Source organism: Bacillus sp. RC240 (assembly GCF_044907945.1).
GTDB classification, from domain to species: Bacteria; Bacillota; Bacilli; order Bacillales; family Bacillaceae_G; genus Bacillus_A; species Bacillus_A mycoides.
This window is the reverse complement of sequence record NZ_JBIYCT010000001.1, coordinates 506,779-520,538: the sequence shown is the minus strand read 5'-3', so window position 1 is coordinate 520,538 and position 13,760 is coordinate 506,779. Positions and strand designations below refer to the sequence as shown.

The window sequence follows — 13,760 nt, the reverse complement described above, 5'->3', positions numbered from 1 at the left end:
ATTAAGTGTTTTATCTTAAAACTGATACGACAACATCACATATTTATAAATTTCCATACACTTCTCCTAATTCTTTTTTTAGTTGTGTTTTTAAGTGCTCATTTTCACTTTCTAATAGCTTGTTCTTATGTTTTAAAAGCTACTTTACTCAATACTAAGTTTGGCCCAATACCAATCGTACTTTCGATCCGTGTACGTTCATATATTCCTCGCTTGAACTTTAATGCGAATTCGCAAACAAATGAATACTCGCAGTCATATCCATGAAAAATTCATCGATACTATATTGATGAAAATCTTCCGGCGCAACATACTGTAAAGCTAAGCCCATTATTTAATTTGAACATTTCACATACGTATGCATAATTGGATTCACAATAATAATATCTTGCCGCTTCGGTATTTCATACAAACGAGCCATCTTCTTAATTCCTAACGCTTTTAATGGCGGTGTTGCTGCCAATACGATTGATCCACTCCGATTCACATCTCCTACGACAGCCAATTTTGTATAACGTGGATCAAGTCCTTTTTTAATACATGATACGCTCGCATAAAAGCTACGAAGATCTACACATAAAATAATCCGATTTGGTAAAAGAGAATGATTATCCAAGGTTATCACTCCCAAACAAAGAACGTTGGTTCTTATCAAAGATATTTCCATGAAAATTCTGGTTAAAATAGCCAGACTTTAAAAACATATTTAAGAAAAACTTAAGGAGTTTCCCTCTATATTCATAAGAAGTTTTTTCTATACTGAAAAATGTAAATACATAAGAGGAGAAACAATCATGAAGAAATTTTTACTTTGCATAATAGGAATAAGCCTTCCTATATACTTACTACCTTTCATATTACGCGGGGATTTGGACAGATTTAATCCGATTGCTGAAGAAAAAAATGTATACGCCATTGCGAAGGGATATGGCGTTCCAGATTATCATCATAAAGGAAGAGCTATGTACTCCCTAAAAGGTGTTGATGAAGCAAGGAATGAGAACAAATATACAGTAGGAACTAATACTCCTAATGATTTCATAAGAAAAACTTACTTAAAAATTCATGTAAAAGGAAAGTATGTCTATTCTTACGACGTTATTTCTGAAAAGGACATTCCGGAGAAAATAAGGGTGCAATTGGAGATAGAAGATAAAGTGAAACTTTAATCAGTGGGAGTCTTACTGCCTGGCAAATAGCGGGATAAATAAAAGAGCCTACTCGTATGAGCTGGCTCTTGATTACCTCTCCTTTGAGGAAGGAGCATTATTTCGGTAAATTTATTAAATTAGTTATCATTGTTTTAATAACCATTGTTCAATTACTTTAGCCGTTTCATCTCGTTGTGCTTTTGACGTAATTAAGCTAGCATTATCACCTTTTTGCTCACCATACATGCCAAAATTAGCATGGTTTCCCCCTTTTATCATGTGCATAGTTGTATTATTTGACATTAACTTTTTACTGTTCTCTATTTTTTCTACTGTTGCTAAAGCATCTACTTCCCCATAAATTGATAACATTGGAATCGATTTTGTAGAGAAATCATCTGCAGGATAAGAACCTAAGAAAATGATCCCGTCTACCTTGTCTTCATGTTGAAAAGCATACTTAGAAATCATAGCTCCCCCCATTGAATGCCCCGCAACATACCATTTTTGAACTTCAGGATACTGTTCCATTACACTGTCTACCACATTGATTCCAAATATCGCTAAATTTAATGGTAACTTAGGCATTACTACAACATGCCCCTCTTTTGCAAGAGCTTTTCCTAAGTAACTATAAGCCTCAGCTTCTACTTTAGCTCCTTGATAAAAAATAACCCCTATTTTAGCATCTTTCTCTCCAAATACTATATTACCTTCATCTTTTTTATCATCTACTAACGACAAACCCTCTTTCGTTGGTTTATAAGTAAACTGAGACCAAGTCAAAAACGTAATACTTCCTATAAGTAAAATACCTAGTAAAGAGTAAAGAACAATTTTCATCCACTTCTTCACATATATGCCCTCCCTAAGATGTGTATATTTTATACTTTAAATGATTATTTATATAATTGTCGAATAATCTTAACTAATAAATTTAGAAAAAATAATACGAGCCCTCAAATGCCGTTTTAAAATGAGTTCAATATATTCATCCTAAAACACAGGCTTCATACACAAAGTAAAATTCCATAAAGAAAAAGCCGATTTCTTTATCGTATAGGAAATCGACTTTTGGCTTAATTATTGATTTAGTAATAAAAACACCTTTTAAAATAACTATGTTTATACTATAGACGTTGATCTTTTTGGAAGTTTAGACGAAAATGATCCTCATCATTATATACCCCAAATTCATACCCTTGCTCTTTATAAAATTTAATAATTTCAGGAAGAGCTTGTAATGTTTGTGCTTTTTCATGCATTAAAACAACTTCTACTTCTTCTGTTGTCTGTTTTTTTACATTTTCGATAATCTGAGTTGGATTATCTTTTAATTTCCAATCATTTGAGTCTATTGTCCAATCCCAAACTTTTATTGCTGCTTCTACAATTTGATTACGAATTTCCTCGCCCTTTAATCCTGGTGCAGATCCATATGGCGGACGGACTAGTTTAGGAGTTGTCCCCGTAATATTATGGATAAGATCTAACGTTTCTTTCATCTCTGGTACAAATTGTCCCTTTTTGTATAACTTATCACTATTATGTGTCATACTATGTGCACCAATATAATGTCCTTCTTTTACTGCTCGTTTTACATTTTCCTGAAAACCTGTATTTTGTAAATTACTACCTTGCATAAAAAATGTCGAAGCAACATTTTGCTCTTTTAGTACATCTAAAAATTTTCCAGTCAATTCGCTAGGACCGTCATCAAATGTTAAATAGACAACTTTTCCTACCGGTTTTCCATCAGGTCTTTTTTGTTTTGCTGGTGATGTTTCCTTTTTCTTTTCTTGTTGTTGCGTATTAACTTGTTTCATACTTTCATTAGCTACTCCCTTCGCTGGGATAGAGTGCCATTTTCCAATTAAAAAGAACGTGAAAAAGGTCGTTGCTAAAACAACTCCTAGAGATATTATTACCTTAGTTAATCGACTTGTTTTTTTCTTACTTTGTGATTCTTTCATTATTTTTCGATCCTTTCCCTATTAATTTTCATATTCATTATTTATAAGGCTGAGCCTTTACTCGACTGAATCATTAGTTTCAACCGGTATCTACAATAAATAGATTAATAGAGACGGATAAAGATAAAATGCAGATAATGTCGATTTTGTTTAAAAATGATAAAAACGTGTAGAACGAAAATTCTACACGTTTTTATTTAAATAAAAGAAAAATAATACTCCATCTTCTGTATTCAAAACACCATATTCCGCGCCATGCAGCTCTAATATATTTTTTGAAATAGCAAGGCCCAATCCTGTTCCACCTTTGGAGCGTTGACGAGACGTATCTCCTCGATAAAAACGATCCCATATTTTCTCTAAATGTTCTAGTTCAATATGTGCTCCTTTATTTTCTACACATACTTTTACACGTTCATTCTCTTCTATTGTAGAAATAATAATATTCTCCTGTTCTGGTGTGTAACGAATCGCATTCGTAATAAAGTTAGTCACCACCTGCTCTATTCGATGTGGATTTGCAACTACCTCAGTTTTAGAAAGTTGTTTATGGACATGTAATTGCTTAGCTGTTATATCCGAGGTTAATTGCTCACATATATAATCAATCATCTCATCAATATGGAAAACATCCATTTCCATCTTATACGTACCAGACTCGAATTTTGCTAACTCCAGCATATCAATAATAAGCATATCCATTTTATCTACTTCTTTTGACATTGCTTTAAAGTAATAATCCTTTTTATTACTAGCAACACCATCCTCCAAAATTGAAATACAGCTCTTCATAATACTTAAAGGTGTTTTTAACTCATGTGAAACACCCGCGATAAATTCTTTACGTGTATTTTCTAATTGCTTTTCTTTCTCTATATCTTGCTGCAATTGATTAATATACGAATGCATAGCCTTAGAAAGTGTATTAATATTTTGTGATAAAGCACCTATTTCATCCTTTGTAGTAATAGGTATCGTCTCTGAGAAATCTAAACCAGCGATTTTTTTGTAGTATCATTTATTTGTAATAGTGGTTTGGCGATTTTATTTGAATAATAGAACGATATCAAAACGATTAAAATCAAAACAAAGATAATTAAATATACATAATAATCCTTTATCATTTGCACAGCTTCATCAACTGGCTGTAATGATGTCATAGCAAATATATAATTCACCTTACCATCTGCATCTATTGTTGGTTTGATTAATAGTTTATATTTAATATCATTTTCTTCATAATCCACTATTTCTGTAGAAGTAATATTATTTGGTTGTTGATTTAATATTAAATCAACCTGAAATTGTTTTATTCTATCTATTAACACACGATTTCCATAAATAGAGTTAGTTCCTACAGTACCCTCCGGTAACTGTACATTCTTAATGCTCCCTGCTAAATATACTTGTGAACTTTCTTTTGAAGATACGGCTTTTGGGCCATATAACTTCTCTGACAACTGCTTGTTCTCCAAACCAACATTCTTCTCTTTTATTGTTAACATCGCAGGGACTACTGCATCACCTTCCTGCACTCCATCGATAATAATATGATTCCCCTGTTCTAAACTATCTTTTATCCTTTGTATATCTTCTAAATTAACAAAACTATACAACGGTATCTGAATTAAACGTTCAGAAAAGGTGTTATTTCCGTTAGGATCTAACTGAATTTCTAAAGAAAAATCACTTGCATATTTTATATTCCCTACACTATCTAACGTTGTAATCCATGTCGCATTATCTTGATAGAAATTTTGTTCCAACTCTTGAATCCTTTTCGCGTCATCTCCAGCTTTTATATATGCCTTTTCAAAGAATTGAATATTCGTTTTAATATCATTAACTTTTCGATTCGAATAATATTGCTTGAAAAATATGGTTTGTCCAATAAAAATAGTCACTAAAATAAGTGTACATAATGCCGTTGTTAATATAAATAACTTTAATACAATTCCTTTTTTCATACCTGTCCCTCAAATTTATAACCAGCTCGCACAACGGTTACAATACAAGTCGCTTTTTGCCCTAATTTATGACGCAAGTTACGGATATGACTATTAACAGTACGATCATCCCCAGCGAATTCATAACCCCAAATTTTAGTGATTAGTTGTTCTCTCGAAATTACAATCCCTTGATTTTGCATGAAATACGTTAATATTTCAAATTCTGTATGTGTCATACTTATGTCTTCCCCATCTACAGTTACTGTACGAGAAGGGAAATGTACATGGATACCACTACTAGTTAATGTGTCTGCAGTAGATACATTAATAGTGGAAAAATATCGGCTTTCAATTAATCGTTTTGCCCTTGCCAATAAAATAGAAGGACTATATGGTTTTGTAACATAGTCATCCGCTCCCATTTCAAATCCCAGTAAAGTATCATCTTCATCCACCCGAGCCGTTAGCATAATAATAGGTACATTAGATTTCTTACGAATTCGCCGGCAGACCGCCCAACCATCTAATTCCGGTAACATAATGTCTAAAATAATTAAATGTACCTCATGTTCTTCAAATATAGATAATGCTTCTTTCCCATCAATCGCCTCTAAGACGTTATATCCTTCGTTTAGTAGGTAATCCTTCATTATTTCACGTAAAATATCTTCATCTTCTACAATTAAAATTGTTCTTTGCATATTTCATCTTCCCCACGATTAATTTTATTTTTATGAAGAAATAGTTCATTTTATATTTTAACCAATTAGAAATCTTTCACTATTTCTGTCACTACTAAATGCAACATAGTTATATCAAGATAATAGCATGCTAATATAAAGATAAAATGCAGAGATAACTGTAATTCTTCAGCAAATAATGAAACTCATCTTGAATCGAAAGATCCATACAAAAACGCCATCCTTTCTGTATATTTCTACAAACAGGATAGCGTTTTTTCATATTAAAGGTAGAATTCTATGATGAATAATATCAATTATACGTAATAATTGATATTTAATTGATATTAGAACTTATTACTTTATATTTATCGTCTTTTGCAACATCTATAATTGCATCAATTTTTTGTTGTTCATTATTCAGCTCATGTCCTGCGATCCAAACTTTATATCCTATTTCTCCCACTACTCCAACTTTAGTTATAACAACATCTAACTGTTTTTCTTTTTGAAAATATTCAATAGCAGTTGCCTTTGCTTTTTCTTGAGTTTTTGGAAATTCTTTGTCACTTAATGGATCTTTCGTTGTTAATGTAATGTAAGAGACAAAACCAACAATAATTAAAGTTATGGTAGAAAGTCCAATTAAAAATATTTTTTTCATTCTTCTTCATCCTTGTCTATCTTTTTTTAAAGATTAACATGTTATTTATTGTTTTTCAATAAAAAAATATTGTATTTTGTTATTTTTTTATTGAAAACCTCTATAACTTAGACAAATATAAAAATCATTCCTCTAACTATCCTGATCTTTATCTCAACTAATCTATTACATAATGTAGAGTTATAAAAGAGTTTGATCATTATTAAAGAACTACAAAAATAAAAACCCCAATCTCTCTATATTAAAATTGAGAAATTGGGGTTAAGTTATTTAACAATAGTTTTCATTTAAAACAAGTAACTAATTAATAAGCCTGCCGATAATAAGAAGCCGAAAATCGTATTTGTCATCGCTGTTGATTTCATTGCGATGCGCATATATCCGGGATCCTTTGCTCCTTTTTGGAAACTTTGAATAGCAGAGATTGGCTTTCTCAAACCTAGGAACATAACTAATGCCCAAGGGCTTATATAACCCATCAATACAATTACGGCAATCCATAAATAAGCAATGAAAAAGGCTACAGCTAGTGTTACCACTGCTTTTTCTCTCCCAAGGAGGATTACCAACGTCTTTCTTCCACCTTTAATATCTTCTTCGATATCTCGGATGTTATTCGACATGTTAATTGCACCTACTAAAATTCCAATTGGAATGGAAATCAGTATACTTTCAATCGTTATAGTATTCGTTTGAATAAAGAAAGCAATGAGTACAAAACATGTCCCCATTAACAATCCAGAAACTAATTCTCCAAACGGAGTGTACGCAATTGGTAATGGACCACCTGTATATAAATAGCCAACCGCCATCCCAATTAAACCAATGACGACTAACCACCAGCTGCTATTCATACAAATATAAATTCCAATAAATGCTGCTACCACATACAATAAAAGCGCAACTGTTAAAACATTTTTTGGTTTCAATCCATGACGGACAATTCCACCACCGATGCCAACAGAATCAGCTGTATCTAATCCACGTTTGAAATCATAGTACTCATTAAATAAATTCGTTGCTATTTGCAATGCTAAACATGCAACCATCATCGCAATAAATAAAAGCCAATGAATGTCTGCAACATAAAGTGATGACACTGTTCCTAAAATTACAGGAGAAAACGTCGCCGTTAATGTATGCGGGCGCGTCATCTTCCATATTAATTTAGCGGAACTAATTTCTTTTTCATTCCCCATAACTCTATTCAATCTCCCTACATTTTAAGTATAAATGACTAGCAGTATCTTTCTATCTATTTTCTGCTTCATATCTATTATATCAAAAAAAGAATTGATGATAGAACTGTAATGCTCTTGCTTGCACCATAACTTTGCATCAAAATATCGTTTTTCTAATATGGGGTACAGCCGCATGTCCGTCAACTTAAGAAATTGGTAGTTCCCCAAAACGAAGAAAATTTTCGTTTTGAGGACACTTCAAAATATTAGCTTGAGGGCATGGGACTGAACCCCTAATGCTTTATTTTAATAATAATTCTTTTCATAAAATAAAACCCATTTATCAGTCTAAACCATTTTTTAGATTTAACAATAACAAGTGTACATTTTTACCTTTCAGATGGTCTCTTTTATTCTAATTTCTTCATTTCTTTCAGCCGTTCTATATCCTTTTCTGAAGCCTTTTCTATTTTATACAATTCATAGCTACCTTTTGTCTCATTTATTACTACAAATTCAATTTCATTCCGAATATAGCTTTTAGTTTTTCCTTTTTTATAACCAATAACATTATCTAATATAGTTTCTCCACTATCTTTTTTATATAAATTATAGCTAACAGGTGGACGACCAATTACATACTTATTATCAGAAAATCCGACTATATCATCTCTCCCTAATCCTGTCGAAACACTCCAGACAAAAATAATCTGAAATATAGAAAAAACAACCATACCGCATAAGAAAACAAATAGGATTGATTTAAAAAATAACTTTAAAAATATCCTGCCCAAAAACATTCCCTCCCATTTCACCTCGGGATAGCAAGAACAAAACGTGAATTTTGTACGCTAAGAAACCGAATTTTTATATTGTTGAACTCAATCCCCGTCAGTGCCATAAGAAAAAGGGTTACCGCAGTAACCCTTTTTCTTATAATACACGTCATTTAGGTAAGCTATGGATGAATAAAGTCAATCTATGAAATTTCCCACAATCTTTTAACTTCCACCAATTCCTGCCCATTGAATTCCATTCTATATATATCTGGTTTTGATGTCTGTAGTAAAAAATTCAAATCATACTTACTGTCATAATATCCCATCATCAAAGTCATTACAGCTCCATGAGTGCCTAATACTACTTTCTGTCCTCGATAGGTGTTTAATAATTCTTTTAAAACTTTTATAGCACGTTTCTGACAGTCGACATTCGACTCTCCTCCCATTAAAGCAAAGTCGGGGTCTAAGAATGACTTTTCTATCAAAGGGAATAATTCTTTATCCGACATTCGTTCCTCTTCAGCAATAAAAATTCTCTCTTTTAAGTCCTCAAATACTATAACTTCTTGTCCTATTTGCTTCGCTAACTGCTGAACAGTTAGAATTGAGCGATTGTATGGACTTGAGATAACAACGTCGATTCCCTCACCTTGTAATGCATCTGTTATTCGTTGAACATCTAATTTTCCTTTTTCAGTTAATCCTCTTGTCTCTTCTTTTCCAAATTTCGGTGAATCCCCGTGTCTCACCATATATATGAAAGTTTTCATAATTACCTCCATTTTTCCAGTTCCCTTTACAATTCCTCCCTGATGTTAGCATATATATCCAAGTTTGTCTCCTTTAATTAACAGAAAACTGTGCGAATTTAAAATGAATTCACGATATTTGTAAGAAAGACGCGAAGTTTTCACTATCCTCAGGTATAAAAAAACGTTATTCTTTCTAAACAAGCTTGATTATTAGAAAGGATGAGATTTTTATGAATCTTTCGATTCGAAGCGAGCTACAATTATTTGCTGAAGAATTACATCAACATCTTACCCCATCATTTTTAGAAAAACTCGCTAGAGAACTCGCTTTTGTACAACGAAAGCGTAAATTTTCAGGACGTGATTTAGCTATTATTTGTGTATGGATTAGTCAACGTGTAGCGAATGATTCCTTAGTTCGACTGTGTAGTCAACTTCATGCTGTTACAGGAACTCTTATGAGTCCAGAAGGACTAAATAAACGCTTCAATAAGAAGGCTGTTTGCTTTTTAAAACATATCTTCTCTATATTATTTAAAAATAAAATTTGTGAAACATCAGTGATTCCAAGCTCTTCAATTACCTATTTTCAACAGATTCATATTTTAGATGCGACGATTTTTCAAGTGCCAAAACATTTAGCTAGTGTGTATCCTGGATCGGGTGGTTGTGCACAAACAGCAGGTATAAAGATTCAATTAGAATATGATTTACATAGTGGACAGGTTTTAAATTTTCAAGTTGAACCGGGTAAGAACACTGATAAGACCTTTGGAACAGAATGTTTAGCAACATTACGACCTGGCGATTTATGTATTCGGGATTTAGGCTATTATTCACTGGACGATTTAGATCAAATGGACCAACGAGGCGTGTATTATATATCGCGACTTAAACTAAATAATTTTGTACAATTACATCCGATTTACATTGGATACATCCTAATTATTAAACATAGAAAATTAAAACATAATACATAAACGAAAGGGCCAACTCCTAGGAGTTGGCCTTTTTTCTCTTATTTTAAAAATCTTCAATAGTTACTCTACCTTGATAAACAGATAGATTTTACTTTTGTAACCCATTAATAATTGTATCTGTATTCCATTTCATCATTTTCAAATACGTATCTCCATCCTCGCCTGTTTTACCTAGTGAGTCTGTAAAAATTGTCCCTGCAATCGGCACGTTTGTTTCTTTTGAAACAGTTTCCATGCTACGTCGATCTACACTTGTTTCTACAAATAAAGCTGGAACTTTGTTTGTTTGAATTACACTTACAACATCTCTAATTTGATCTGGCGTACCTTGGTTCTCTGAGTTAATTTCCCAAATGTATCCCGTCTTAATGTCATACGCTTTTCCAAAGTATTTAAAAGCACCTTCACTAGAGATTAAGAAACGTTTTCCCTCAGGAATTTGATGAATTCTATTCACTGTCTCATCGTGTAACTTTTGGAGTTCTGCTACATACTTGTCGGCATTTTTAGTATAGAACTCTTTATTTTTAGGGTCTTCTTTAATTAATGCCTTTTTCACATTTTCAGCATATAAAATACCATTTTTAATATTCATCCATGCATGTGGATCTGGTTCTTTTTCTAATCCCTTAGTTTCTAAATAAATAGCCTCTACACCTTCACTTACTTTATAAACCGGTGCATCTTTTTCTGATTTGTTTGCAGTTTTCAATAGTTTTTTAAACCATGCTCCGCCCTCTTCTAGGTTTAATCCATTGTAAAACACCATATCTGCATCTGTCATTTTCATAACATCTTTTGGTAATGGATCATATTCATGCGGGTTAGCTCCAATCGGAACAAGACTATGAATCTCAACTTTATCTCCACCAATTTGCTTCACCATATCATATATAATGGAGTATGTAGTTACAACTTTTAATTTTCCATTGCCCTCTTCTTTTCCATTGGTGTTACTCGAACACGCTGTTAATGCAAATACGAAAATACAAAGTATCGATAATAAAACATTTTTGAATTTCATCTTTATCCTCCAATCAATTATGACAACTCTGCTCTATTTTTTCTAATTTTGATAGCTCTCCAAAACAAACCTTGTGACGGTGAAAAAAAGAATGCCAATGCGAACAAGAATGTTGCGACAAGAACAATTGTTGCACCTGAGGCAAGATTATAAGAGAAACTAAAATATAGCCCTACTACAGATGAAAGTGCACCAATACCTGCGGCTAAATAAATCATGACCCATAAACGATTTGTTAATAAATACGCTGTAGCCGCTGGTGTAATAAGCATAGCGACAACTAGAATAATTCCTACAGTTTGAAGTGATGCTACTGTAACCATTGTAAGTAGAATCATTAAGCCATAATGAATCCATTTGTTCGGTAATCCGTAACTTTGCGCCATCGTTGGATCAAAAGTGGATACGAGTAATTCTTTGTAAAACAGCATCACAAGCCCGATAATAACCACTCCGATAATAAGTGTCATCCACATATCAGAAGAACGAACTGATAGGACATTCCCGAATAAAATATGATACAAATCAGAACTACTCTTCATAAAGGTAATTAAAATAATCCCTATAGCGAAAACAGATGTGAACATAATCCCTATCGCCATATCATGTTTAATTCTACTATTTTGACTTACAAATCCAATTCCAACTGCAGTAATAACACCTGTTAAAACCGCCCCTATGAAATAGTTCATACCGATCATATAAGAAAGTGCTACTCCAGGAAGAACGGCATGTGAGATCGCATCACCCATTAATGCCATACCTCGTAAAATAATAAAACATCCTATTACCCCACAAATCACTCCTACCATAACGGAAGTTAAAAGCGCCTTCTGCAGAAAACTGTACTGCGTTAATGCATCTATAAATTCTACAATCTTCATGATGAATGTACCTCCGCTGCATTATTAAACAATATTCCTTGATTCACATATGCTTTTGACATAACAGTTGGTTCTAATACTTGTCGTACTTCCCCGTAATGAATTAAGCTTTTATTCAGTAATAGTAATTTATCAAAATAGGACTCTGCTTTACTTAAATCGTGATGTACAACAACAATCGTTTTCCCTTCTATACGTAATTCTCTAAGAATTTTAATAATTGTCTCTTCACTTGTTACATCAATTCCAACAAATGGTTCATCTAAGAAAAATATCTCTGCCTTTTGTGCTAGCGCTCTCGCCAAAAAGACACGTTGTTGTTGTCCACCTGAAAGCTCACCAATTTGACGATTTTTAAACTCTTCCATTCCGACCTTTTTTAAACATTCAAACGCCCAATCCCGATGCTCTTTCTTCGGCCTTTTCATCATCCCTAAAGATGGATACGTTCCAATTAGTACGACATCTATTACTGTGATCGGGAAATCCCAATCTATATCACTTCTTTGCGGTACATATGCAACATGTTTTCTAGCGCTTCGAATATCCTCTCCAAGAATCCGAACATATCCCTTATCACTTGGGATTAAATCTAAAACAGCTTTCATTAAAGTAGATTTCCCCGCACCGTTTGGACCGATAATTCCAACGAGTTTTCCTTTTTCAATTTCAAAAGAAACGTTTTGAACTACTTGATTCCCTTGATAGGATACAAACAAATCTTTGACGATTATAGCCTCACTCATTTTTTGTGTATTCCCCCTTCTTTTTTTCTTTAATATAATTATTTTGCACAAAGGCAACTTTCGGACAAAAAATATAATATGAATTTACATTCATACCTAAGTTTCCCTGAGGAAACTTTTTTATATGAGTCAAATTATATAAGCCTAATGCAAATTTGTAAACTACTTTTTACTAATTTATGAATATACAATAAAAATCATTATCACTATGAAACAAAATACATGATCCATTCTATGCTCTTTTGGAAAGGATATTACTGTGAAAAATTAGCACTATAGTATATAAACGAAAGAGCCTACTCGTATGAGTTGGCTCTTTCTCTTTGAGAATATCCAATACGCTTTACAGCAAAAAACTATGATTAAAGTCAAATCACTTCCAAACAACACCCCGCCGCTCGTATTCCATTCTATATTCAACAGCAGCTGCAATTTTAGGACTTGCGAACCTTTCCGTAATCCAAAGTCCTAAGTCAACTCCTGAAGTAACTCCTCTTGCAGTAATAACATTTCCTTGATCCACAATTCTGTAAGGAAGAAGCTCTCCTCCATATTCACTCATTTCACTCTGCGCCAAACGATGCATTGTTGCCTTTTTATCATTCAATATACCGGATGCAGCTAGTAACATACCTCCAGTACAAACTCCCGCAACAATCGTTCCTTCATTGTGCATCTCTCTAATTATTTTAGTTAAAGTACCAAGTTCAGCTTCCTTTCGTGCCCCGTGCTCAGCTTTATGATTCCAGCCACCACCAGGTACAATTAACAAATCTGGGCGATTATCCATTCGTAAAAAATCATGTAGTTTCACCGTAACTCCAAACGAGGTAGTAACTTCTTGTTTTTGTTCACTAGAAACTAACTCAACCGTAAACGGAGCACCTTCTTCTATCGCTCTTTTCAATACCTCAAAAGGTGCAAAGGAGACAAGTTCTCCGAAGCCGTCAAACAATACAATTTGTATTTTCATTTTTAGAACACCTCATATGCT

General features: G+C 33.2%; 12 protein-coding genes and 3 pseudogenes. 2 read left to right on the top strand and 13 right to left on the bottom strand.

Features of this window, described 5'->3' with window-relative positions:
- Positions 1 to 137: 137 nt before the first annotated feature.
- A pseudogene (locus tag ABH955_RS02605) lies at positions 138 to 616 on the bottom strand (Y-family DNA polymerase); the annotation flags it as partial.
- 178 nt (positions 617 to 794) lie between these two features.
- Between ABH955_RS02605 and ABH955_RS02600 the strand changes: the two are divergent.
- Positions 795 to 1,169 (top strand): YxeA family protein, encoded by a 375-nt coding sequence (locus ABH955_RS02600; RefSeq protein ID WP_404449179.1) that lies wholly within the window; start codon positions 795 to 797, stop codon positions 1,167 to 1,169.
- 126 nt (positions 1,170 to 1,295) lie between these two features.
- Here ABH955_RS02600 and ABH955_RS02595 read toward each other — a convergent pair whose 3' ends face one another.
- The 8 genes and pseudogenes from ABH955_RS02595 to ABH955_RS02560 all read right to left on the bottom strand — a co-directional run bounded on the left by ABH955_RS02595 (position 1,296) and on the right by ABH955_RS02560 (position 9,150).
- Positions 1,296 to 2,006 carry an alpha/beta hydrolase gene (locus ABH955_RS02595; RefSeq protein ID WP_404453195.1) on the bottom strand — a complete coding sequence of 237 codons (711 nt, stop codon included), beginning with the start codon at positions 2,004 to 2,006 and terminating at the stop codon, positions 1,296 to 1,298.
- 275 nt (positions 2,007 to 2,281) lie between these two features.
- The gene (locus ABH955_RS02590) at positions 2,282 to 3,124 is read right to left on the bottom strand and encodes a polysaccharide deacetylase family protein (protein ID WP_002013627.1); all 843 of its coding nucleotides are present in this window, start codon (positions 3,122 to 3,124) and stop codon (positions 2,282 to 2,284) included.
- Between the two features lie 183 nt (positions 3,125 to 3,307).
- Positions 3,308 to 5,091: pseudogene (locus ABH955_RS02585) on the bottom strand (sensor histidine kinase).
- Entirely contained in the window at positions 5,088 to 5,774 is a 687-nt protein-coding gene (locus tag ABH955_RS02580) for a response regulator transcription factor (protein ID WP_404453192.1), read from the bottom strand. Before ABH955_RS02580 ends, ABH955_RS02585 begins: the two are co-directional and overlap by 4 nt.
- A gap of 316 nt (positions 5,775 to 6,090) precedes the next feature.
- Positions 6,091 to 6,417 carry a hypothetical protein gene (locus ABH955_RS02575; protein WP_404453189.1) on the bottom strand — a complete coding sequence of 109 codons (327 nt, stop codon included), beginning with the start codon at positions 6,415 to 6,417 and terminating at the stop codon, positions 6,091 to 6,093.
- A 287-nt stretch (positions 6,418 to 6,704) separates the two neighbouring features.
- Positions 6,705 to 7,616 (bottom strand): 1,4-dihydroxy-2-naphthoate polyprenyltransferase, encoded by a 912-nt coding sequence (gene menA, locus ABH955_RS02570; protein ID WP_404453187.1) that lies wholly within the window; start codon positions 7,614 to 7,616, stop codon positions 6,705 to 6,707.
- A gap of 392 nt (positions 7,617 to 8,008) precedes the next feature.
- The gene (locus tag ABH955_RS02565; protein WP_404453184.1) at positions 8,009 to 8,392 is read right to left on the bottom strand and encodes a hypothetical protein; all 384 of its coding nucleotides are present in this window, start codon (positions 8,390 to 8,392) and stop codon (positions 8,009 to 8,011) included.
- 185 nt (positions 8,393 to 8,577) lie between these two features.
- Positions 8,578 to 9,150 carry a histidine phosphatase family protein gene (locus ABH955_RS02560; RefSeq protein WP_016101094.1) on the bottom strand — a complete coding sequence of 191 codons (573 nt, stop codon included), beginning with the start codon at positions 9,148 to 9,150 and terminating at the stop codon, positions 8,578 to 8,580.
- A 212-nt stretch (positions 9,151 to 9,362) separates the two neighbouring features.
- Here ABH955_RS02560 and ABH955_RS02555 point away from each other — a divergent pair.
- A pseudogene (locus ABH955_RS02555) lies at positions 9,363 to 10,049 on the top strand (IS4 family transposase); the annotation flags it as partial.
- A gap of 151 nt (positions 10,050 to 10,200) precedes the next feature.
- Here ABH955_RS02555 and mntA read toward each other — a convergent pair.
- From mntA to ABH955_RS02535, 4 genes are all read right to left on the bottom strand, one after another.
- Positions 10,201 to 11,136: a manganese ABC transporter substrate-binding protein/adhesin MntA gene (gene mntA, locus ABH955_RS02550; protein ID WP_404453182.1), complete on the bottom strand. Its 936-nt coding sequence runs from the start codon at positions 11,134 to 11,136 to the stop codon at positions 10,201 to 10,203.
- 17 nt (positions 11,137 to 11,153) lie between these two features.
- Complete coding sequence (locus ABH955_RS02545) at positions 11,154 to 12,020, bottom strand: metal ABC transporter permease (RefSeq protein ID WP_002165479.1); 867 nt, start codon at positions 12,018 to 12,020, stop codon at positions 11,154 to 11,156.
- Complete coding sequence (locus ABH955_RS02540) at positions 12,017 to 12,766, bottom strand: metal ABC transporter ATP-binding protein (protein ID WP_002084653.1); 750 nt, start codon at positions 12,764 to 12,766, stop codon at positions 12,017 to 12,019. Before ABH955_RS02540 ends, ABH955_RS02545 begins: the two co-directional genes overlap by 4 nt.
- Positions 12,767 to 13,139: 373 nt before the next feature.
- Positions 13,140 to 13,739, bottom strand: a complete 600-nt coding sequence (locus ABH955_RS02535) for a DJ-1/PfpI family protein (RefSeq protein ID WP_404490830.1) — start codon at positions 13,737 to 13,739, stop codon at positions 13,140 to 13,142.
- Positions 13,740 to 13,760: the final 21 nt, after the last annotated feature.